This window comes from Halobacterium sp. DL1 (assembly GCA_000230955.3).
Taxonomy (GTDB): domain Archaea; phylum Halobacteriota; class Halobacteria; order Halobacteriales; family Halobacteriaceae; genus Halobacterium.
Genome location: CP007060.1, coordinates 1,241,585 through 1,261,276, shown reverse-complemented (window position 1 = coordinate 1,261,276; position 19,692 = coordinate 1,241,585). Strand labels below are relative to the sequence as shown.

The following is a 19,692-nucleotide window of genomic DNA, read 5'->3' as shown; positions in this document are numbered from 1 at the left end:
CCGTCGGCGACCAGGAGGACGTGAACGTACCCGACGACGCGGAGCACGTGGAGTTCCCCGGGCGCACCATCGTCCCGGGATTCGTCGACGCGCACGTTCACCTGCAGGGCGCCCGCTCGATGGACATCGAGCAGTGGATGGCCGTCCCAGGGTCCCTGTCGGCGGCGCGCGCGACGGCGGACCTTCGGGCGCTGGCCGGCGCCGGCTACACGAGCGTCCGCGACCTGGGGAGTTCCGTCGGCCTCGGTCTTCGGGCGGCCGTCGCCGCGGGCGAGGTACCGGGGCCGCGCGTGTTCACGAGCGGTCAGGCCATCTCCCAGACCGGCGGCCACGGGGACGTCCACGGCGCGGCATACGAGCGGGTAGAGGACGGCACACCGCTGTCGACGCTCGCGGACGGGGCCGACGACTGCCGCCTCGAGGCGCGCAAGCGCATCCGGGACGGCGTCGACTGCCTGAAGGTCATGACCACCGGCGGCGTCCTGAGCGAGCGCGACACGCCGGACGTCAGGCAGTTCACGGACGAGGAGATTCGCGCGATGACCCGGGAGGCCGACCGGGTCGGCATCGACGTGGCGGCTCACGCGCAGGGCACGGATGGCATCCTCGCGGCCCTCGAGAACGGCGTCTCGACCATCGAGCACGGCTTCTACCTCGACGAGGACTGCGTCGAACTGCTCGAAGCGCGGGACGCCACGTTCGTTCCGACGCTCTCCATCATGCACCGCATCACGGAGAACGGCGAGGAGTTCGGCGTCCCGGAGTGGGGACTGCGCAAGTCGCGGGAGGCCCGCGAGGCACACCTCGAGTCGGTCCAGCGCGCCTACGACGCGGGCGTCCCCATCGCGACGGGGACGGATTTCATGGGGCCTGAACTGGTCCCTCACGGCGATAACGCCCTGGAGATGGAACTGCTCGTGGAGAAAGTCGGGATGAGCGAGATGGAGGCGCTGCAGGCCGGCACGCGGGTCGCAGCTCGGACGCTCCCGCGCGAGGACGTCGGCACGCTGGCGGCGGGCAACCGCGCGGACTTCGCGGTGCTCGACGGCGACCCGCTGATGGACATCGCCGCCGTGCGCGACGTCCACCGGACGTACGTCGACGGGCGGCGCGTCCCCGTATGACTACTCGTACTTCCGGGTCCGCCACGCGGTGAGCAACGCGATAGAGAGGACAACCACGGCGTAGCCTGCAGCCACGACGACGGTCGTTCGGTCGATAGCCTCGAACCCGGCGAACGCCAGGGTGGCGATGGCGAACGCCACCAGCGCGAGGCCGAGGACGCGAGCGAGCGCGCGAGGGTCTGTCGCCGTCTCCGGGTCGTACAGCGGCACTGCGTCCATCGACTCGGCAACGTACAGCGAGCGACCCGCCGCGAGCAGCGCGGCGCCAAGCGTACCGTAGGCCGCCGCGGCGACGATTCCCATGTCCCGTACACCGAGAGGTCGTGCTTAATCCTTGCTACTACCTACCGTCCGCGGGAAGCTTTACCCGGGTCCGCGTGGTAGCCGGCGACGACTGAGGCTGATGCCACTCCACGACCTCTCCCACGAACTCGGTTCGGGGCTACCGTACCCGGGCGACCCCGAGGTGTCGGTGACTCCCCACGCGACCATGGCCGCGGACGGCTACCGGGTGGCCGAGATCGCGTGCACCACGCACTCGGGGACCCACGTCGACGCGCCGGCCCACCTCCTGGACGACGGAGCGACCATGGGGGAGTACGATGTCGAGACGTTCCGCTTCGACGCGCGGGTCGTGGACTGCACGGAATACGGGGCGAGAGAAGCGATTACCCCGGACAGAGTGCCCGAGGCGGACGCCGACCTGCTCGTCTTTAACACCGGGTTCGCGGACCGGTGGGGCGACGAGCGCTACTTCGACCACCCCTACCTGACGGCCGCAGCGGCCGAGCAGTGCGCCGACCAGCACTGTCACGTGGGTGTCGACGCGCCCAGCGTCGACCCGACGCCGAGCGAGAACGCAGCCAGCGACGAACCAGCGGGCTTTCCGGCCCACCACGTGCTGCTCGGCGACGACAAGCTGATTCTGGAGAATCTGGCGAACCTGGCGTCCCTCCCCGAGCGCGTCACGGTCCACGCCTACCCGCTGCCAGTCGACGCGGACGGCTCACCACTGCGGGCGGTCGCCGTCACAGACTGACCGTCACTCGACGTCGGTGACGCCCTCGTGGCGGACGAACCCGGACTTGAACGCGATCCAGCCGAGCACGCTGATGAAGAGGATGGGCGGGAGGATGACGAACCCCCACAGCGGATTCAGCCCCCAGTAGAGGAGCAAGACGACGTCCGCCAGCCCGAGCAGCAGGAACGGGAGGATGGCGAGCGCCGCCTGTTTGCGATTCCCGTTAGTGGGGTCCTCCGGTGTCGGGACGTCCATGTCCGGGGGTTAGCGGGGGACCGGGAAAAGCGAATCGCTAGGAGTGTGGTCGAACAGAGTGAGACCACAGAACGAGCAAGCGCGGAGCGAAGCGATGCGTGATCCGTGCGGCCGAACGGAGCGAGCGGTGAACGATGACGATACGAGAACGCGTGTCGAGAAAGTTAGCCGCGGCCCAGACTCCGGCGCTGTGAGCTCCGGAAAACCGTCGCGTAGCGCATCCTCAGCGTGGCGGTCTCTCTACTCTCGTTTCAGCAGCCGATTCGTCTGTAGTTTGTAATGATGTTCCCGCACGAAACTCGGCCCAACCCCCTTCCGTCGTCCGCCCCACACGTCCAGATACGGCATGAGCCGGTACAACTCGGAGTACGAGAGCGTCTCGGACTCGGACTTCGGTGAGGCGGCGGACGGGGCCGAACGCATCGTCGAGCGACACCCACTGGCGCTGAAGATTGCCGGGTTCTACACCGTCGCGTTCGTCGCCGGTCTGGTGGCGTTCCAGCTCGTCTCGGGGTCGAGCGCGAGGTCAATCGTCGCCATCGGCCTCTGGTTCACGATCATCTTCGCTGCCTTCACCACCATCATGGGCGGCGCCATCAAGGGGTTCGAGGCGATCAAGCGGAACCGCAACGGGTACAGCTAATCGACCCGGTTTTACGCGCGGACAGCGACGGGCCGAGTATGGCCGACCGCGTCACCGACGACAGCCTGCCGACAGTCGCTGGCACGCTCGCCCGCGCCGGCGGCACGCGACGCAACGAGATCCAGTTGCCCGCGAGCGCGGCCGAGGACTTCCCTGCGGGCGACGTCGTCCGACTCGTTCTCGACGGCACCGAGTATCGCACGCAGCTAGCGCGTCACCCGGGTGGCGAACCGGCGGTCCGCGGCGCGTACGACACGCCGTCGCTCGCACGCGACCCGGGGAGCGCGGAGAACCACCTCACGGCGTGGGTCGAAGCGAAGCACCTCGAAGCAGGGCGGTCGGTCCACGTCGACGTCGTCGAAGCGGGATTCAAGTACGGCGTCCGGGCGCCCGGCGAGTCCGCCACCTACGACGCGTTCGAACCGCCGAACGAGGGGCTCGCGGACATCGCAAAGTCCCTCGACGAATCGTAGCCAGGTCCGTCACTCGACGTACGTGACGCCGGTGACCTCGAAGCGCGCTCCCGGCCCGTCGGGCGGCACCGCCTCGATGGTCCAGTCGTGGGCCTCCGCGATGTTCTGCACGATGGCGAGTCCGAACCCCGTCCCGTCCTCGATGGACGTGTACCCCCGCTCGAACACCGCGTCGTGGGCGCCGTCGGGAATCCCCGGACCGTCGTCTGAGACCGCGAACCCACCCTCACAGTCGGTCAGCGTGACTGTCACGTCCGCGCCGCCGTGTTCGACAGCGTTCCGGAAGAGGTTCTCGAACAGTTCCCTGAGGCGGCCGGCGTCCGCCGCGACGGTCGCGTCCACTTCTGTCACAAGCGCCGCCTCGGGCGCGTCGACGGACTCCCAGGCCTCCGCGCCCAAGTCCGCCAGGTCCACTGGCTCCGTCTCGTCGACGAGCTGGCCCTGTCGCGCCAGGTCGAGGATGTCCTCGACGAGCGCCTCCATCCGGTCGAGCGCGTCCGCCGCCCGGTCGAGGTGTTCGGAGTCGCCGGTCTGCTGGGTGAGGTCGACGCTCCCCTTCGCGACGTTGATCGGGCTCCGGAGGTCGTGGCTGACGACGCTCGCGAACTCGTCGAGGCGCTCGTTCTGGCGCTCCAGTTCCCGCTCGTGCTCCTTTCGCTCGGTGATGTCGCGGATCGAGGCCAGCGACGCCACGTCGCCGTCGTAGTCGATGCTCGTGACGCTGAACTCGCAGTACCTGACGTCGCCGCTCGGTCGCCGGATGCGCGCCTCGAACGTGCGCTGGCGGCCGACCTCGGCGACGAGTTCCTCGTTGATGGCCCGCAGGTCGGCACGGTCGTCGGGGTGGACGAGCACCCACCCGTCTGCGTTCGTGAGCGCCGCCTCGTCGCGGCCGAACAGTTCGGTCGCGCGGTTGTTGACGAACTCGTAGCTGCCGTCGCGGAAGATGACGACCGCGTCGTGGCTCTGTTCGACGAGCGTCCGGTACTTCCCCTCGCTCTCCCGGAGCGCCTCCTCCGAGCGGACGCGCTTGAGGGTCTCGGCGACGTGGGCCATCAGCAGTTCTGCGAGTTCCGCGTCCCGCTCCGAGAACGCGTCCCGGCGTTCGGAGGCCGCCTGGAACACGCCGACGCCCTCGATGGGGACGCTCAGGATAGACCGGTAGTCGGGGTTCGCAGGGTCGGCGTCGGCGTAGTCGCCGACGTCCGCCACGATGATTCGTTTGCTCTCCTGGAACGTCTCCCCGGCGACGCCCTCGTCCTTGGGGATGCGCTGGGAGTCCGAGGACTCCATGTCCGTCGAAAGCGCCTTCGGCACGAGGTACTCCCCCTCGACGACGTCGATGCCACAGATGTCGAAGTCGAGGATGTTCTCCGCGGCGTCGATGGCGAGGTGGTAGATGCTCTCCACGTCCTCGCAGCCGACCATCTGGGCCGCGACGCTGTGGAGTTTCTCGAACTGCCGGCGTTCGGTCTCGAGTTCCCCCGCGATGCGCTGGCGGGCCTGCATCTCCTCAGTGTTCGCGATGCCGTGCCCGACTGTCTCCCCTACCCCCACGAGACGTTCGCGGCGCGTCTCGTCCTCGACTGGGTCGACAGTAGCGAGCGCGAGCGTGCCGTACTGGGTTTCACCGTACGCGACAGGAACGAGCGCCCACTGCCAGCCGTCGGCGTCGACAGTCGTGAACTCCGGTGACAGGTCGTCGACCGGAGGGTGGGCCCCGTTCGGACCCGCCGCGGCGCGTAGCGCTTCGTCTTCGAAGTAGCACGCGGCCTCGTAGCCCGCAGAGACGGCCGCCTCACAGACGCGCTCACGCAGGTCGCTCAGATGCTCAGCCTGGTGAATCGCCTGCGTCACCGGACGGAGCAGGGTCCGTTGCTGGGCCATTCAATCGCTTCCAGTGCTGCTGTTCGGGATGTCACGGAACGCGACCCGGAAGTCATCGGCGCCGAACTCCGTCACCGTGTCGTCGATTCGGTCGCGCAGTTGGCCGATGCGGTCGACGAGCTGCTCGTAGGACTCGTCGAGTTCCACGTCGCCGTCCTGGGCCTCCGACTCGAGGAGCGCACGCTTCGACATCAGTGAGTAGAGCTCCTGGAGGTGGTCGCCGTACGTAGACCGGTCGACGAGCGTGTCGACCACGTCGTGGAGGTCGTCCTGGTCGATCGGTTTGATGAGGTACTCGTCGAATCCGAGTTCGACCACGTCGGTGTTCGGGCGGACGCCGGTGACCATCGCCACGCGGCAGTTGTACTCGGCGGTCCGGATGCGGTCGAGCACCTCCTCGCCCGAGAGCCCTGGCATCCGGCGGTCGAGCAGCACTACGTCGACTCCTTCGTCCAGCCTATCGAGTGCGACCTCACCGGTGGTGGCCGTATCGACCTCGTACTGGCCGGAGAGCCACGCGGCGTACACGTCCGTGAGCGCCTCGTCGTCGTCCACGACGAGAACACGTTCCCCTTCGTCGGTCATGTGAATTCGCTGCGTCTCGAGTATCTGGCTAACCAGACATGTTAAATGTTTCTCCTGTGAGGCGCGAATCTGGTGGCGACGGGGCCGAATCGGCGTGCAAAACGGTTATAGGCCTTTCCCTGTCCTGAGGTTATCTTCCTCGAATCGTTTGGGGAGCCAAAAAGTCCGATATTTCCAGAATATAGCGATTCTCGCCCCCGTTTTGAGTGTGTTAACCATCCACAAAACCGCGAAAGGTTTAAGTATGTGTCGGCACTACCCAGTAGTACGTCAACACGAGCGGTAACGTTCCGTCGATCCACAACCCGCTCGGCGATTCAACCCATAATGAGTGACACCAAAATCCGAACGTACTCCAGTGACCAGCGACAGACCGAAGAGGAGTCCACAGTAGAGAACGAGAACCACGAGTCGTTCACCTGCCCCGAGTGTAGCGGGCGGGTCGTCAACGACGAGGAGCACGGCGAGTCCGTCTGCACCGAGTGTGGACTGGTCGTCGAGGAGGACAGCATCGACCGGGGGCCGGAGTGGCGCGCGTTCAACTCCAACGAGAAGGACAGCAAGAGCCGCGTCGGCGCCCCGACGACGAACATGATGCACGACAAGGGGCTCTCGACGAACATCGGCTGGCAGAACAAGGACGCCTACGGCAACTCGCTGTCCTCCAATCAGCGCCAGAAGATGCAGCGCCTCCGCAAGTGGAACGAGCGCTTCCGCACCCGCAACAGCAAGGAGCGCAACCTCAAGCAGGCCCTCGGCGAGATCGAACGGATGTCCTCGGCGCTCGGCCTCCCGAAGGAGGTCCGCGAGACGGCGTCGGTCATCTACCGACGCGCACTGAGCGAGGACCTGCTGCCCGGGCGCTCCATCGAAGGCGTCGCCACCAGCGCGCTCTACGCCGCCGCGCGACAGATGCAGACGCCGCGGTCCATCGACGAGGTGGCCAACGTGAGCCGCATCGACGCGATGGAGTTCAAGCGGACGTACCGCTACATCGTCCGCGAACTCGGCCTTGAGGTCGCGCCCGCGGACCCCGCGAGCTACGTGCCGCGGTTCGCCTCCGAACTCGACCTCCCCGACGAGGTCGAGCGCCGCGCCCGTGAACTGCTCGACAACGCCCAGAAGGACGGCGTCACCAGCGGGAAGAGCCCCGTCGGTCTCGCCGCCGCGGCCATCTACGCCGCCAGCCTGCTCACCAACCACAAGGTGACCCAGAGTCAGGTCAGCGACGTCACGGACGTGAGCGAGGTCACCATCCGGAACCGCTACCAGGAGCTCCTGGAAGCGACCGAAGTCGCCGCGTAGAACACGTTCTACTCCCGTTCGGTGTTTTTCCAGACCGTTCCACCGCGTAGCGACCGCTCCGCTCAGACCGTTTCGCCCGCACGCACCGGTGCTGGCAGGCGGTTGTCCTGGGGCGGGAGCGCACAGGCGAAGTTGTCGCTGTACGCACAGAAAGGATTGTACGCGAGGTTGAAATCGAGGACGACGTCGTCGCGGGTCTCCGCGTCGCCGACGGCCACGTCGAGGTAGCGGCCGCGGCCGTACGACTCCTCACCGTTCGTCTCGTCGGCGAACGGCACGAACAGCGTCTCCTCGCCCTCGACGCGGAACGCCTCGAGCGTGTGGTGGTCCCCGTGGAGGTCGAAGCCGAAGACGGCGACGCGGTCGTACTCCGCCGGCGGGCCGCGTGTCGTCTCCAGTTCCACCGTCTCCGGGGTGCCCGCGCGACTGAATTTGGCGACCACGCGGTAGTCGAGGTCGGGGTCGAAGTAGTCCAGCCCCGAGAACGAGTCGCGGTCGTCGGGCGGGATGGGGGACTGGTCGTGGTCCCCGAAGAAGTCGTCTTTCTCGTCACGGTGGCGGCGGATCCGGTCCCGCCACGCCCCCTCGTCGAAGTTCTCGGCGCTCATGCGTACGGATTCGAAGTTCTGTGTGGTAACGTTGACGGCTCCACTGGGTGACGAATACCTTTTCCCCTCTCCCCTTCTGGTAGGCGTATGAACCTTCTAGAGGGAAGCTCGGGCGGCGGTCAGCTGGTCCGGACCGCCCTCTCGCTGTCGGCAGTCACGGGTGAACCGTTCCGCATGCGTCACGTCCGGCGCGCTCGCGCGAACCCCGGTCTCCAGGCCCAGCACTGCGCGGCCATCGAGACGGTCGCGGCGGTCTGCAACGCCGAAACCGATGGCGTGGAGGTCGGCTCCGAATCGTTCACGTTCGAGCCCGACGCCATCGAGGCGGAGGACGACGAGGAACTCGTCTTCGGCGGGAGCACGTCCGTCGAGGTCGGCACCGCGGGGAGCGTCCCGCTCGTCTTCGACGCGCTCCTGCCGGTCGCCGTCGCCCTCGACGAGGAGTTCACGGCGCGACTGGAGGGCGGCACGGACGCCAAGTGGGCGCCGCCGTTCGACTACTTCCGACACGTGAAACTGCCGCTGCTGGCCGAACACGGCCTCGACGCCGAGACCACCCTCGACCGGCGCGGCTACTACCCCCGCGGCGGCGGGAAGGCGACACTGACCATCCGACCGTCGACGCTCGACGCGCTCGACGTCACCGAACGCGGCGACCGCCAGTCCCTCACCGCGTACTCCGTCGCCGACGACGACTCCACGGACGCAGAGGTCGCGGAACGGCAGCTACAGGGCGTTCCCGAGGACGCAGAGCAGCAGGCCGACTACGGCGAGGCCGACTGCTCCGGCTCGGCGCTCGTGCTCGCCGCGGAGTACGAGCACTCCCGGGCGGGCTTCGGCGAACTCGGCGAGATGGGCGTCGAGGCGGAGACGGTCGGCGAGAAGGCGACCGAGCGGTTCGAGGCGTTCGAAGACGGCGACGCCGCGGTGGACGCACACATGGCGGACCAGCTGCTACCGTTCCTCGCACTGGCGGGTGGCGAAATCCGCGTCCCCGAGGTCACCTCCCACGTCGAGACGTGCATCGACCTGCTCGCGGAGTTCGGCTACGAGCTGACCGTCGAGCAGGACGGCGACTCCGTGCTCCTCTCGGCGTAGCTCAGAGTTCCGGGTGGAGTCGGTCGCTCCCGTGGGCCTCGAGGAACAGCTCCGTCGTCGGGTGGAGCGGCTCCGGCGGGGCGTCCAGAGAGAACCAGTCCAGTCGGTCTCGTTTCTCCGGTTCGCGGCCCAGGTCTGGTTCGCCGTCCGCGGGGCCGGCGACGCCGACGACCGTCCACGACGTCCCGCTGCCGTAGTGACTGTCGTGGTCGAAGAGTGCGACGACGCGCTCGGGGTGGAAGTCGAGACCGGTCTCCTCACGCACCTCGCGTCTCGCGGCCTCGACGGTGGTCTCCCCGGCCGTCTTCCCGCCGGCGAGTAACCCCCAGAGGCGGCCGTCCTCATCTTCGGCGGTACGACGCTCAAACAGCACGCGACCGTCGCGCTCCACGGCGGCGACGACGCCGACGCGCACGTCCTGGCCTTCGCTGAGTGGGGAGGGCATCGTCCGGGGATTCGGCAGGCACTCCGTATCGGTTTCGGTTCAGAGGAACGGGACCGCGAAGCCGGCGGTGGTGGCGCTGATGACCAGCCACCCCGCGAAGTTCCACCACGGGACCCCGCGCCGTCGTGGACCGGGCAGGTCGTCGGTGTACGTCCAGTACCCCTTCTCGACGCCCTGGTGGTCGACGAGCACGTCGTAGGTGGTGGCGAGAACGGCGCCGAGCGCGACGGCCGCCCAGCCGTCGGTGGCGAGCAGCGCGACCCGGAAGGCGACGTAGACGGCGCCTGTCCAGCCAAGCAGGACGTAGAGCGGAACGCCCAGGAGTTTCGGGCCGACGTGGTGTTCGAGCAGTCCCAGGTTGATGACGACTGCCTCCGCGGCGAACGCGACCACGGCGCCGCCGCCGAACAGCGCGACGGTGGCGTCGAGCGGCCACGTCAGGAACGCGTGAGCGAGGGCGACGAGGCCCACTGCCGCCGTCGTCGCCGCGAACGTCCGGGAACTGGTAAATGCCATGACCGCCTCTCTCGACCGTACCGACTAAAATCCAGGCGCCGGTCTGAGCAGCAAAGTTGGGCTAAACCGTCGTGAGAGAGTGACCCCGGAAGCAGTAGGATGCCCCCTTCCGGAGGGCAGTTGGCTCACTCGGAGATGCCGTAGCCGCGCTTGAACAGCAGTAGATTGATGGAGAGCACGGCGACCGTCGCGGCGGAGAGCACCGCCAGCGACGTGTTCGGGTCGATCTCGGTGACGCCGATCATCCCGTAGCGCACGCCGTTGACCATGTACACCATCGGGTTGAACAGCGAGACCGTGCGCCAGAGCGGCGGGAGGACATCCAGCGAGTAGAACACCGCGCCGAAGAACACCAGCGGACGGAGGATGAACTGGTTCATCACGGTGAGGTGGTCGAAGTCGTCGGCCGAGAGCCCGCCGATGACACCGAGACCACCGAACAGGACGGTGATTATCAGGAGGAAGCCGAGCAGGTAGAACGGGTTGGCGACCTGGGGAGTGGTGAACAGCAGTCCGACCGCGACGATGAGCAGCGCGGTGACGACGCCACGCACGGCACTCGCGGTCACGTACGAGGCGACGATGCTCCCGTGGGACATCGGCGAGGTGATGACCTCGTCGATGTACTCGTTCCAGCGCCCGTGGAAGATGGAGAACGACGCGTTCTCGAAGGCGTCGGAGATGGCGCCGAGGACGACCAGCCCCGGGAGCACGAACTGGATGTAGCTCACGCCAGCGATGCTCCCGATGCGACTCCCCAGGATGACACCGAACACGGAGAAGTAGAGGGTGTTGGTGATTATGGGGGGGAGGAACGTGTTGTAGGGGCGCCTGACGAACCGAAGTATCTCGCGCCGGATCAGGCTCTTCAGCTGGGTGCGCTGTTTCACGCCGACCACCCGTGAGAGCGACCGCTCACGCGACCACCTCGGCGTCCTCGGATTCCCCGGTTTCGTCGCCGGTCCGGGTCATATCCACGAACACCTCTTCGAGGCTCGTGCGGGCGATGTCGACGTCGACGACGCGGTGCCCGTCGGCCTCCAGTCGGCGGATGGCGGCCGGCACCGCCTCGCTCCCGCTGGTCGCGCGCATCGTGACGGTGTCGCCGTCGAGTTCGACGCTGTCGATGGGGTCGCCCGTGATGTCCGGGATGGCCGTGGCGGGCGCTGCGAGCGTGAGCGTCACCGTGTCGGTGCCGCGCTCGGTGAGTTCGTCGGGCGTGGCGACGGTGACCTTCCGTCCGGAGTCGACGATGGCGACCTGGTCACAGAGGCGCTCGGCCTCCTCGATGTAGTGGGTGGTGAGGAGGATAGTGGTGCCGTCGTCGTTCAGCTGGCGGATGACGCTCCAGAGGTCGCGGCGCAGTTCCACGTCGACGCCCGCGGTGGGTTCGTCGAGGATGAGCAGGTCGGGGTCGGTGACCATCGCGCGCGCGAGCATGAATCGGCGCTTCATCCCGCCGGAGAGCCAGTCGAAGCGCGTGTCCTCCTTGGCCTCCAGGCCGACGGTCTCGAGTGCCGCGAGCGCGCGCTGCTCGGCCGCCTCCTCGGAGACACCGTGGTAGCCCGCCTTGTGCATCAGGACCTCCCGGATGGGGAAGAAGCGGTCGACGTTGAACTCCTGTGGAGCGAGGCCGATGGCGTCCCGCGCCGCCCGGTAGTCGTCCTCGACGTCGTGGCCGAACACCTCGGCGGTCCCGCTGGTCTTGCGCACGAGGCCGACGAGTGTCTCGATGAACGTCGTCTTCCCAGCGCCATTCGGGCCGAGCAGTCCGAAGAACGAGCCCTCGGGGACGGTCAGCGAGAGGCCGTCGAGCGCCCGGACGTCCCCGTACTCCTTGACGAGGTCGTCGGTGCGTATCGCCGGTGGCATTGACTAGGTGGGAGTCGCGTGACGCGGTTAAGCGTCCCGAAACGAGTCAGTGCTGCGCCCTGACGACGACGTGCTCCTCGCCCGTGGCTACCGTCTCGACCCGGGAGAACGCCCGGTCCAGGGGGAGTTCGAGGGCCTCGTGGTGGACGGCGAGAAACTTCCCGCTCGGACGGAGGACGTCGCTCGCCCGGTCGAACAGGTCGTGGAGGACGCTCGTCCCGACGTGTGTCGGCGGGTTCGACACCACGAGGTCGAACGTGTCGGCCGGCAGACCGGCGCCGCAGTCGGCCGTCTCCACGCGGCCGTCGAGGGCGTTCGCGTCGAGTGTGCGCCGCGTGCAGGCCGTCGCTACCGCGCTGTCGTCGGTGAACCACGTCTCGCATCCCCTGTCCGCGGCGACCACGCCGAGCGGTCCGTAGCCACAGCAGAGGTCGAGCACGGCGTCCGCGGGGTCGGGAGCCATCGTCTCGGCGAGCAGTCGCGTCCCGTGGTCGACGTGGCCGCCTGAGAACACGCCCGGGTACGTTGCGAAGGTGAACTCGCCGCCAGCGACCGAGTCGCTGAACTCGTCGAAGGCGGCGTACTCGACGGCCGGCAGTTCCGCGGGCCGCTCCGCGCGGAACAGGCGAACGCCCTCGCGCTTGTCGACCCGGTCGACGTCCCCCGCGAGGTCCGCGAGCGTCGTCCGGTACCGCTTCCCGCCTTCCTTGGGGTGGGCGGCGAGGTAGAGTTCGGCCCCCGGTCGCAGCGCGGCGAGCGCGTCCGCGAGGTGCTGGTTCACGGCGTCCACTGGGTCGTAGTCACGGGGCGCGTAGGCGACCACGTCGAATCGACTGTCACCGGTCGCCTCACTGAGCGTGGACGCGAGCGCGACGTCTCCCGCCACGTCGTTGGCGGCGAGGTTACGCTCGCAGAGCCGGGCCGCCCGAGCGCTCGTCTCCGCGAGGAGCGTCCGGCCCGATGGCGAGAGCGCGCCGAGGACAGTACCGACGACGCCGTAGTTCGCCGCGGGGACGAGCAAGTCGGCGTCAGCGACGGGGTCGACGTGTTCCAGTAGAAGGAGGTCGGCTGCACGGAAGGCGTCCGGCGAGGCGGCGCCGGTGGCGGCCGAGAAGACGAACTCGTCGGGGCCGCGGTCGGCGTGCGAGCGGAGGCGGTGTTCGTGGGCACTCGCGTCCCTGGGCATACTCGCAGTTCCGTGCGGTCGCGCAAAAACGACCCGGTGTACCCCGGAGGAATCAGGCCGCGACGGCGTCCGTATCGTCGGCCGGCGCCGACCCCGGTGCGAGCACAACCCGGGTCTCGTAGATGAGCGTCGAGTGCTGGTAGGTCACGTCCACGGTGGCGCTGTAGATGGCGGGTGTGAACGTCGGGTAGTCACCCGAGTCGGCGTCGGCGTACGCGCTCGCGGGGAGCGCCGACTGGTTGTCCAGGACCACCTGGTAGCGCCCCAGCGCGTCGTCGCCGTTAGTCACCTCGATGCGGTACGGCGCGCTGACGTTCTCCGCGAACGTCCAGTTCGAGACGGCCTGACTCTCGACGGTGCCCTCCGTCACGTCCATCGTGACGTTCGCGCCGAAGTCGGTGTCGCTCCAGACGACGCTCCCGTTCCGCGACACCGCCACGTCCGTTCCGCCGCTCCCGTTGCCGACCGCCTCGACGCTCCACGACGCGGTTCCGTCGGTCACATTCAGCTTGAACGGTACAGTGTCACTGGTCGGGTTCGCCTCGACGTGGAACCGCCGCGCGTCGGCCACGTCTGTCGCCATCGTCCAGTCCGGTGTGCCGTTCGCGTCCGAGAAGTTCCGCTGCTCGAACTGGTGGACGCGGGTGCCGTTGGTCACCGATACGAGCGAGGTGCTGGTGACGCTCCCACCCGCCGCCGTAAGCCGCGAGGCGTTCCCGTCCCACGTCTCGACGCCCGCCGCGAACGAGTCCCTGAGGGTCGCGTAGTCCGCATTGTCGTGGCGGTTCACCTCCGAGAGCAGGCCCCCGACGCCGCGCTCGACGGCGTTCTCGAAGCCGACGGCGTCGTCCGCCGTGCCGTGGTTGCGGGTGGCGAGGTTCTCCGTGAACACCACCGCGTTGAGCACGAGCGCCAGCGCGACGAACGCTACGGCGAGACCGAGTCCCGCGACGAGGAGCAACTGGCCGCGCCGGTCCCGGGAGTTCATCTGTTCGCCCCGTTGCGGGCGGGGCACAAAAGGGTTGCCGCACCCGGGGGGTGCTGCCGGCTCGGCGCAGACGTCCAGCAACGCACCACCGGCGGCGAACCCCGGACGCTTTACCGACACCGCGCCAACGACCGGTCATGCGCGTCGTACTGCTGGGCGCGGGGTCGCTGGGGTCGCTGTTCGGCGGCCTGCTCGCGACCGCCGGCGCCGACGTGACGCTGCTCGGCCGGGACGGCGACCACATCGACAGCGTGGCCGCCGACGGCCTCAGACTCTCGCATCCCGACGGTCGCACGGAGACGGTCCGCGTCGAGACGGCGACCGATCCTGCGGCGGCGAGCGACGCCGACCTGCTGGTCGTCTGCGTGAAGAGCTACGACACGGACGAGGCGATGCGGGGGGTCGCTCCGCACCTCAACGACGCCGACGTGCTCACGGTCCAGAACGGTCTCGGAAACGCCGAGACCATCGCGGAGTACGTCCCCCGGGAGCGCGTCATCGACGGGACGACCGCCCAGGGCGCCACGGTCGAAGGCCCCGGGCACGTGCGGCACGCCGGCGGGGGCGAGACGACTATCGGACGCCGCTTCGCACCGAACGACGACACCGTCCTGGCGGTGGGCGAGCTGCTCACTGACGCGGGCGTCGACACTACCCCTACAGAGGACCCGGAGACGGCCGTGTGGACGAAGCTGCTGGTCAACGCCGGCGTCAACGCCGCGACGGCGCTCGCGCGGGTGCCGAACGGTGCGCTCGTCGAGGACGCACCCGGCGAGCGACTGCTCCGCCGCGCGGTCGAGGAGGGGGTTTCCGTCGCGCGGGCAGAGGGCGTGGACGTCCCGGAGAACGCCGTTGAGCGCGCCCGGGCGGTCGCGGAGCGGACGGCGACGAACCGCTCGTCGATGCGCCAGGACGTCGAGAGCGGGGCGCACACCGAAATCGAAGCGCTGAACGGCGAACTCGTGCGGCGGGCGGACGAGCACGGCGTGGACGCACCAGTGAACGAGACGCTCACTGACCTCGTGCGACTCGCAGAGAGTAGGTCCGACGAGGACTGAGACGCGCCACTGTCCGGAGTGCGGCGAATACGCCGACTTCACGCGTTCACTCCGGCGAGTTCCGGCGCTGAACCCAGGTTCTGCCGACGAGACCGAGACCGACGAGTGCGAGCACCGCGACGACGGCCAGCGCAGGCCGGTTGGTTGCGGCGGCGGCCACCGCGGTGAACAGCGACTCCCGGCGGCCGTAGTAGACGACTGCACCCGCGGCCGCGTAGAACGCGACCGTCCCGACCGCCGTGAGGACGCCGAATCGCCGCCAGTCCATGTTGGCGACGCCGGCCGGGATGGAGATCACCGACCGCAGCACGGGGAGGAACCGCCCCCAGAGCACCGACGACTGCCCCCACTTCTGGAACCACTGCTGCCCGCGTTCGACGCGCTCGTCCGATATCCGGAGGTGGTCCCTGAGCCAGGCTGCTCTGCCGACGCGCGTGTCGTGGAACACGGAGAACGGGACGAACGCTCCGACGGTCCCGCCGGCGCCCGCTGCGGTCACGAACACGAGGAAGGAAGCGGGGTCGGTGATGAGCACCGCGGCGGCCGCCGGCACGACGATCTCGCTCGGGAGGAACGGGAACAGCATCGACGACTCGAGGAACGTGAACAGGAGCAACGCCAGTGGGCCGTAGAGGCGCAGGAGCCCGAGGGTGACCGACTCGATGTCCACCATGACTGGGCGTACGCCACCCTCGCGTAACAGGGCTGTGGCGCTCCCGCTCGTCAGGCCTCGGAGGGCCGGGGGCAGTCGTAGGTGTCGCGGACGGTATCCGCCAGCACGGAGTCCCTGTGGAGGACGAGGTAGACGACCACGAAGTCGTGTTCGAGCGGACGGAAGACGAACACCTCGTGGTCGCAGTCCTCGGCTTCGTCGAGGCGGTCGAGCAGCGGTTCGAGCGGGAGCGCGCCGGTCCGAATCTCCTCGAAGACGTCCCGCTCGCCGGCCTGCTCGGCGAACGCGTACACCGCGCCGTTGGGCTCCCCGTCCGTGCTGAACGTGGGGCGGCCGGTAACGCCCACCCCCTCCTGGTGGGCCTCCTCCATCGTCTCGAGTGCGGCCTCGAAGAGCCCGCTGACGCCGTTCTTGAACGTGAACAGCGTCCGCTCCTCGATTTCGCAGTCGACGAAGCGCGCCTCGCCGTCGTCCCAGGCGAGCGTCGCCGCGACGAGGTAGCCCGGACGGAGCGCCTCGACCGTCTCCGCGAGCGACCCCTCGCAGTCAGCGGCGACCCGGACTGGCTCGTGGTCCGCGCGGTCGAGCAACAGCAGGTCCCCGGGGTGGTCGGGCGCCGGCCCGAGAACTCTGAATCTGCTCTCCGTCGTGGTCTCCATGGGTCGACGTTGCCAGCGAGCGGGGAAAAGCGCATCCGTCTCGGCTGGCGTTCCGGGTGGCCGTGCCTCTGAAAGCCGGCAATTGCCGTTCGCGGAGTAGCGGCATAAGTGAGCGCTCGTGGGCACCCGTTGCCACGTTTACACCACGGGCGAACCACCGAGTGGTCCGAAACCACTTCACCCCTGGCCGTCAATCCGGGCCCATGGAACACGACGTCTGCATCGTCGGGGGTGGCTGTGTCGGCATCTCCACGGCCTACCACCTGGCGACGCGGGCGGACCTGGACGTGGGTGTGGTGGAGAAGGAACACCACCTCGCCGCCCACCAGAGCGGCCGGAACTCGGGAGTCCTCCACCCGGGGTTCAACTACGAACCGGGCACCCAGAAGGCCGAGTTCGCCGTCGAAGGCACGCGCCGCATGAAGGCGTTCTGCGCTGAGCACGACGTCCCCTGCGAGGAAGTCGGCGTGGTCGTCGCCGCCCGGACGCAGGCCGAGGAGCGCCGCCTCGACGAACTCGCCGCGCAGGCGGACGCAAACGGCGTCGAGGCGACCGTGGTCGGCCAGGAACACCTCCGGGAACTCGAACCGGAGGCCGCGGGCCGGGCGGCGCTGCACTGTCCCGCCGCCGCGTCCGTCGACGCCCAGCAGTACGTCTACGCGCTCGCCCGGGAGGCCCGCGAGGCGGGCGTCACCGTCCACCTCGACACGCGCGTGACCGGACTCGAACGCACTGCGAGCGGCTACCGTGTGGCGACGGACGCCGGCCCGTTCGACGCCGGCGTGGTGGTGAACGCTGCCGGACTGCAGGCCGACCGCATCGCGCACTCGGTCGGAGTCGGCGAGGACTACCGAGTCGTGCCGTTCCGCGGCGAGTACTACGAGGTGACACCGGACCGCCGCGGCCTGGTGAACTCGATGATCTACCCGACGCCCGACCCCGAGTTGCCATTCCTCGGCGTCCACTTCACGCGGCGCGCGGACGGGTCGGTCATCGTCGGTCCGAACGCGGTGCTGGCGTTCGGCCGCGAAGCGTACGAGAACACGGACGTGAACCTCCGGGACCTCCGGGACGCACTCGGCTACGAGGGGTTCTGGCGACTGTTCGCGTCACCCAAGATGGTGCGCGTCGCGGCGGCCGAACTGGGCAAGTCGTTCTCGAAGCCGCGGTTCGCGGCCGCCGCGCGGCAACTGCTCCCGGCGCTCGAAGACGAGGATCTCGTGTCGAGTTACGCCGGGGTGCGGGCGCAGGTCGTCTCGCGGGACGGCGACCTGGTCAAGCAGCCGCTGTTCGTCGAAGAAGCGAACGCGGTGCACGTTCTCAACGCGGTGTCGCCGGGCCTGACCTGTTCGCTACCGTTCGGCGAACACCTCGCGAAGCGCGTGGAGACGCTGGCCTAAACGCGCCAGGCGACCACGGCGCCGAGGCGACCGACGCCGAACAGCCCGGCGAGGCCGGCAGTCACGACGACGGGGAACCCCAACAGGGCCAGCGCGAACGGGTGGGTGAGGGCGACGGCAAGCGGGGCGAGCGACGCGGAGACGGCGGCCACTGCGAGCAGGCCGACGAGCAGCACGCGCAGGGCGCGGAGCGCGGGCGATACCGGGTGGCGTCCGGGGGAGTGAGTGGTCGTTGTCATCAGTCTCTCCTCGTCTGTAGGGAGGGCCGCCACCCCGATAAGTGTCTGCAGAATTAAACTTCTGTCCGGCGCGAAACTGAAATCCAGTTCTGTCCGCGGTCTGGGAGGTCGTCAGTCCGCGGTCGTCCGCGCGCCGTCGCCGCCCGCCTCGGCGCAGCGGCGCTCGGTGTCGAGGACCTGCAGGTCGCCGTCGAGTGAGACCGTCAGCTCCTCCTCGTCGAGCGGGATTGTCACCGAGACGCGCACCGGGTCGTCCTCGAACGTCGTCGTCTCGTCGGTGACACACCAGCGCAGCGTCCAGTGCTTGCGGGTGTTCAGTTCGACGCCGTGGTCGGCGTGATAGGCGACCACCTTCGAGTCGTCCAGCAGCGAGAGGCCGACGGGCGAGGAGATGGTGTGCTGGCACTGCGCGCAGGTGTGGTCGACGCGGACGTCGCCGCCGAGTTTCTCCTCGACGTCGGGCGCCACGGTGGTGTCCATCCGCCCGCCGCACTCGGGGCAGACGCCGTCCGCCGCGAGGCAGTGGAGGTGGCGGACGCGCTGGTCGAAGGCGGCTTCGAGTTCGGTGGTCGTCCGGTTCCGGAGGCCGCCCGGCGGGAAGCCGTAGCGGCCGTACGTCGCCTCGCAGTCCGTGCAGCGGATGGCGAGCCGTTCGTCAGCGTAGCGACCCTCCAGACTGCCGCCGCAGTCGAAGCACTCGCCGGTGACGGGGAACTCCAGGGAGACGCGGTCGGTGAACGTCCCCGCGAGGATGGCCCGGACCACCTTCTCGCCGGCGTACTGGAACTCGTAGCCGCCTTCGACCTGCCGGACGAAGTGGTCGGTGAGCTTCGAGAGGTGGTAGTTGAACTGGGCGCTGTCCCGCATTCCGACACGCTTCCGGAGGTCGGAGAATGCCACCGGCTGGTCGGGCGCGAGCCACAGCTCCTGGAGTATTTGGATGCGCGTCTCGTTGCCGAGCAGTGCGAACGCCTCGGCCGGCGGAAGGCCGTCCTGCAGACAGCCGCTCTCGCCGTCGAGGCCGGCGCCGTCGATGGGTGTGTCGGAGCCGCTCATACGCGACGCTACAACGAACTGACCGATAAGCGTTCCCACAAACGAATTTTTGTTAGTCAGTAGACACCCGCGGCGGTCGCCACCGCGGCGACGCTCGCGAACGCGCCGAGGACGAGCAGGCCCACGTTCCAGAGCACGCTGTCGGCCGGCCCCGCGTCCAGCGAGAACCTGCTGTCGGTCAGCGGCCAGAGCAGTGGAACGCCCCGCGGCGTGAGCGCGTCGGCGAACAGGTGCGCGAGGATGGCGAACGCCGCCAGGCCGCCCACGCCGGGCGCCAGCAGTTCGCGTGAGGCCAACTCCACCGGGGCGAACCAGACGGCGGCCCAGGCGGCCGCGCCGACGAACGCGGCGAACGCGAGCGTGTGCGTCACGCCGCGGTGGGCCAGCAGCGGAATCGAGAGGTCGACGTCCGGCAGCAGCGTCAGTGCCACCACGAGGCCGGCGCCCGCCACGCCGGCCGCGAAGCGACCCTGGGAGGCGAGTACGTAGAGTACAGGGGCGTAGGAGAGCAGCGCGACGCCGTAGTGACCACTCCGGTGCACAATCGACGGAGGCGGCGGGGGTAGTAGAACGTTCCGGCCCCTCCCCGGGATTCTCTGGT

24 protein-coding genes are annotated in these 19,692 nt (G+C 68.7%); 8 read left to right on the top strand and 16 right to left on the bottom strand.

Annotated features, from left to right (window positions below):
- Positions 1-47 precede the first annotated feature (47 nt).
- On the top strand, positions 48-1,124 hold the full coding sequence (locus HALDL1_08100) for an amidohydrolase (protein AHG03561.1): 1,077 nt from the start codon (positions 48-50) through the stop codon (positions 1,122-1,124).
- On the opposite strand, the gene HALDL1_08095 is transcribed toward HALDL1_08100, so the two are convergent.
- Positions 1,125-1,427, bottom strand: a complete 303-nt coding sequence (locus HALDL1_08095) for a hypothetical protein (GenBank protein ID AHG03560.1) — start codon at positions 1,425-1,427, stop codon at positions 1,125-1,127.
- Between the two features lie 100 nt (positions 1,428-1,527).
- Between HALDL1_08095 and HALDL1_08090 the strand changes: the two genes are divergently transcribed.
- Positions 1,528-2,163: a cyclase gene (locus HALDL1_08090; GenBank protein AHG03559.1), complete on the top strand. Its 636-nt coding sequence runs from the start codon at positions 1,528-1,530 to the stop codon at positions 2,161-2,163.
- A gap of 3 nt (positions 2,164-2,166) precedes the next feature.
- On the opposite strand, the gene HALDL1_08085 is transcribed toward HALDL1_08090, so the two are convergent.
- Positions 2,167-2,400 carry a hypothetical protein gene (locus HALDL1_08085; protein ID AHG03558.1) on the bottom strand — a complete coding sequence of 78 codons (234 nt, stop codon included), beginning with the start codon at positions 2,398-2,400 and terminating at the stop codon, positions 2,167-2,169.
- 346 nt (positions 2,401-2,746) lie between these two features.
- Between HALDL1_08085 and HALDL1_08080 the strand changes: the two genes are divergently transcribed.
- Both HALDL1_08080 and HALDL1_08075 read left to right on the top strand, forming a co-directional pair.
- A complete protein-coding gene (locus HALDL1_08080; protein AHG05245.1) occupies positions 2,747-3,043 on the top strand; it encodes a hypothetical protein in 297 nt (98 codons plus the stop codon).
- Between the two features lie 38 nt (positions 3,044-3,081).
- Complete coding sequence (locus HALDL1_08075; protein AHG03557.1) at positions 3,082-3,516, top strand: hypothetical protein; 435 nt, start codon at positions 3,082-3,084, stop codon at positions 3,514-3,516.
- 9 nt (positions 3,517-3,525) lie between these two features.
- Here the strand turns inward: HALDL1_08075 and HALDL1_08070 are convergent, their stop codons facing one another.
- Entirely contained in the window at positions 3,526-5,403 is a 1,878-nt protein-coding gene (locus HALDL1_08070) for an ATPase (GenBank protein ID AHG03556.1), read from the bottom strand.
- Positions 5,404-5,988: a DNA-binding protein gene (locus tag HALDL1_08065; protein ID AHG03555.1), complete on the bottom strand. Its 585-nt coding sequence runs from the start codon at positions 5,986-5,988 to the stop codon at positions 5,404-5,406.
- A gap of 327 nt (positions 5,989-6,315) precedes the next feature.
- Here HALDL1_08065 and HALDL1_08060 point away from each other — a divergent pair, with 327 nt between their 5' ends.
- Positions 6,316-7,293 carry a transcription initiation factor IIB 2 gene (locus tag HALDL1_08060; protein ID AHG03554.1) on the top strand — a complete coding sequence of 326 codons (978 nt, stop codon included), beginning with the start codon at positions 6,316-6,318 and terminating at the stop codon, positions 7,291-7,293.
- A 62-nt stretch (positions 7,294-7,355) separates the two neighbouring features.
- Here HALDL1_08060 and HALDL1_08055 read toward each other — a convergent pair whose 3' ends face one another.
- Positions 7,356-7,901 (bottom strand): hypothetical protein, encoded by a 546-nt coding sequence (locus tag HALDL1_08055; protein AHG03553.1) that lies wholly within the window; start codon positions 7,899-7,901, stop codon positions 7,356-7,358.
- An 87-nt stretch (positions 7,902-7,988) separates the two neighbouring features.
- Here HALDL1_08055 and HALDL1_08050 point away from each other — a divergent pair, with 87 nt between their 5' ends.
- The gene (locus tag HALDL1_08050) at positions 7,989-8,999 is read left to right on the top strand and encodes an RNA 3'-phosphate cyclase (protein AHG03552.1); all 1,011 of its coding nucleotides are present in this window, start codon (positions 7,989-7,991) and stop codon (positions 8,997-8,999) included.
- Position 9,000: 1 nt separating this feature from the next.
- On the opposite strand, the gene HALDL1_08045 is transcribed toward HALDL1_08050, so the two are convergent.
- The 6 genes from HALDL1_08045 to HALDL1_08020 form a co-directional block, all read right to left on the bottom strand.
- On the bottom strand, positions 9,001-9,414 hold the full coding sequence (locus HALDL1_08045) for a MutT/nudix family protein (protein ID AHG03551.1): 414 nt from the start codon (positions 9,412-9,414) through the stop codon (positions 9,001-9,003).
- A gap of 69 nt (positions 9,415-9,483) precedes the next feature.
- Positions 9,484-9,960 carry a hypothetical protein gene (locus HALDL1_08040; GenBank protein ID AHG03550.1) on the bottom strand — a complete coding sequence of 159 codons (477 nt, stop codon included), beginning with the start codon at positions 9,958-9,960 and terminating at the stop codon, positions 9,484-9,486.
- 125 nt (positions 9,961-10,085) lie between these two features.
- Positions 10,086-10,850 carry an ABC transporter gene (locus HALDL1_08035; protein ID AHG03549.1) on the bottom strand — a complete coding sequence of 255 codons (765 nt, stop codon included), beginning with the start codon at positions 10,848-10,850 and terminating at the stop codon, positions 10,086-10,088.
- Positions 10,851-10,875: 25 nt separating this feature from the next.
- The gene (locus HALDL1_08030) at positions 10,876-11,832 is read right to left on the bottom strand and encodes an ABC transporter ATP-binding protein (GenBank protein AHG03548.1); all 957 of its coding nucleotides are present in this window, start codon (positions 11,830-11,832) and stop codon (positions 10,876-10,878) included.
- A gap of 46 nt (positions 11,833-11,878) precedes the next feature.
- Positions 11,879-13,018 carry a 16S rRNA methyltransferase gene (locus HALDL1_08025; protein AHG03547.1) on the bottom strand — a complete coding sequence of 380 codons (1,140 nt, stop codon included), beginning with the start codon at positions 13,016-13,018 and terminating at the stop codon, positions 11,879-11,881.
- Positions 13,019-13,070: 52 nt separating this feature from the next.
- Positions 13,071-14,006 (bottom strand): hypothetical protein, encoded by a 936-nt coding sequence (locus tag HALDL1_08020; protein ID AHG05244.1) that lies wholly within the window; start codon positions 14,004-14,006, stop codon positions 13,071-13,073.
- A gap of 137 nt (positions 14,007-14,143) precedes the next feature.
- Here HALDL1_08020 and HALDL1_08015 point away from each other — a divergent pair, with 137 nt between their 5' ends.
- Positions 14,144-15,064, top strand: a complete 921-nt coding sequence (locus HALDL1_08015) for a 2-dehydropantoate 2-reductase (GenBank protein ID AHG03546.1) — start codon at positions 14,144-14,146, stop codon at positions 15,062-15,064.
- 46 nt (positions 15,065-15,110) lie between these two features.
- On the opposite strand, the gene HALDL1_08010 is transcribed toward HALDL1_08015, so the two are convergent.
- Positions 15,111-15,737, bottom strand: a complete 627-nt coding sequence (locus HALDL1_08010) for a hypothetical protein (GenBank protein ID AHG03545.1) — start codon at positions 15,735-15,737, stop codon at positions 15,111-15,113.
- Positions 15,738-15,787: 50 nt separating this feature from the next.
- Positions 15,788-16,396: a hypothetical protein gene (locus HALDL1_08005; GenBank protein ID AHG03544.1), complete on the bottom strand. Its 609-nt coding sequence runs from the start codon at positions 16,394-16,396 to the stop codon at positions 15,788-15,790.
- Between the two features lie 203 nt (positions 16,397-16,599).
- Between HALDL1_08005 and HALDL1_08000 the strand changes: the two genes are divergently transcribed.
- Positions 16,600-17,796 carry an FAD-dependent oxidoreductase gene (locus tag HALDL1_08000; GenBank protein AHG03543.1) on the top strand — a complete coding sequence of 399 codons (1,197 nt, stop codon included), beginning with the start codon at positions 16,600-16,602 and terminating at the stop codon, positions 17,794-17,796.
- On the opposite strand, the gene HALDL1_07995 is transcribed toward HALDL1_08000, so the two are convergent.
- The 3 genes from HALDL1_07995 to HALDL1_07985 all read right to left on the bottom strand — a co-directional run bounded on the left by HALDL1_07995 (position 17,793) and on the right by HALDL1_07985 (position 19,633).
- Positions 17,793-17,972, bottom strand: coding sequence for a hypothetical protein (locus HALDL1_07995; protein AHG05243.1), 180 nt, complete (start codon positions 17,970-17,972; stop codon positions 17,793-17,795). The two genes, HALDL1_08000 and HALDL1_07995, sit on opposite strands and share 4 nt — an antisense overlap.
- Positions 17,973-18,146: 174 nt before the next feature.
- Positions 18,147-19,091: an ArsR family transcriptional regulator gene (locus tag HALDL1_07990; GenBank protein AHG03542.1), complete on the bottom strand. Its 945-nt coding sequence runs from the start codon at positions 19,089-19,091 to the stop codon at positions 18,147-18,149.
- Positions 19,092-19,147: 56 nt separating this feature from the next.
- On the bottom strand, positions 19,148-19,633 hold the full coding sequence (locus tag HALDL1_07985; GenBank protein AHG03541.1) for a metal-dependent hydrolase: 486 nt from the start codon (positions 19,631-19,633) through the stop codon (positions 19,148-19,150).
- Positions 19,634-19,692 lie beyond the last annotated feature (59 nt).

What these genes read in the sequence shown, in the direction of transcription:
- HALDL1_08095 (AHG03560.1), bottom strand. Translation starts at nt 1,427, where the DNA reads ATGGGAATCGTCGCCGCGGCGGCCTACGGTACGCTTGGCGCCGCGCTG.
- HALDL1_08090 (AHG03559.1), top strand. Translation starts at nt 1,528, where the DNA reads ATGCCACTCCACGACCTCTCCCACGAACTCGGTTCGGGGCTACCGTAC.
- HALDL1_08085 (AHG03558.1), bottom strand. Translation starts at nt 2,400, where the DNA reads ATGGACGTCCCGACACCGGAGGACCCCACTAACGGGAATCGCAAACAG.
- HALDL1_08080 (AHG05245.1), top strand. Translation starts at nt 2,747, where the DNA reads ATGAGCCGGTACAACTCGGAGTACGAGAGCGTCTCGGACTCGGACTTC.
- HALDL1_08075 (AHG03557.1), top strand. Translation starts at nt 3,082, where the DNA reads ATGGCCGACCGCGTCACCGACGACAGCCTGCCGACAGTCGCTGGCACG.
- HALDL1_08070 (AHG03556.1), bottom strand. Translation starts at nt 5,403, where the DNA reads ATGGCCCAGCAACGGACCCTGCTCCGTCCGGTGACGCAGGCGATTCAC.
- HALDL1_08065 (AHG03555.1), bottom strand. Translation starts at nt 5,988, where the DNA reads ATGACCGACGAAGGGGAACGTGTTCTCGTCGTGGACGACGACGAGGCG.
- HALDL1_08060 (AHG03554.1), top strand. Translation starts at nt 6,316, where the DNA reads ATGAGTGACACCAAAATCCGAACGTACTCCAGTGACCAGCGACAGACC.
- HALDL1_08055 (AHG03553.1), bottom strand. Translation starts at nt 7,901, where the DNA reads ATGAGCGCCGAGAACTTCGACGAGGGGGCGTGGCGGGACCGGATCCGC.
- HALDL1_08050 (AHG03552.1), top strand. Translation starts at nt 7,989, where the DNA reads ATGAACCTTCTAGAGGGAAGCTCGGGCGGCGGTCAGCTGGTCCGGACC.
- HALDL1_08040 (AHG03550.1), bottom strand. Translation starts at nt 9,960, where the DNA reads ATGGCATTTACCAGTTCCCGGACGTTCGCGGCGACGACGGCGGCAGTG.
- HALDL1_08030 (AHG03548.1), bottom strand. Translation starts at nt 11,832, where the DNA reads ATGCCACCGGCGATACGCACCGACGACCTCGTCAAGGAGTACGGGGAC.
- HALDL1_08025 (AHG03547.1), bottom strand. Translation starts at nt 13,018, where the DNA reads ATGCCCAGGGACGCGAGTGCCCACGAACACCGCCTCCGCTCGCACGCC.
- HALDL1_08020 (AHG05244.1), bottom strand. Translation starts at nt 14,006, where the DNA reads ATGAACTCCCGGGACCGGCGCGGCCAGTTGCTCCTCGTCGCGGGACTC.
- HALDL1_08015 (AHG03546.1), top strand. Translation starts at nt 14,144, where the DNA reads ATGCGCGTCGTACTGCTGGGCGCGGGGTCGCTGGGGTCGCTGTTCGGC.
- HALDL1_08010 (AHG03545.1), bottom strand. Translation starts at nt 15,737, where the DNA reads ATGGTGGACATCGAGTCGGTCACCCTCGGGCTCCTGCGCCTCTACGGC.
- HALDL1_08005 (AHG03544.1), bottom strand. Translation starts at nt 16,396, where the DNA reads ATGGAGACCACGACGGAGAGCAGATTCAGAGTTCTCGGGCCGGCGCCC.
- HALDL1_08000 (AHG03543.1), top strand. Translation starts at nt 16,600, where the DNA reads ATGGAACACGACGTCTGCATCGTCGGGGGTGGCTGTGTCGGCATCTCC.
- HALDL1_07990 (AHG03542.1), bottom strand. Translation starts at nt 19,091, where the DNA reads ATGAGCGGCTCCGACACACCCATCGACGGCGCCGGCCTCGACGGCGAG.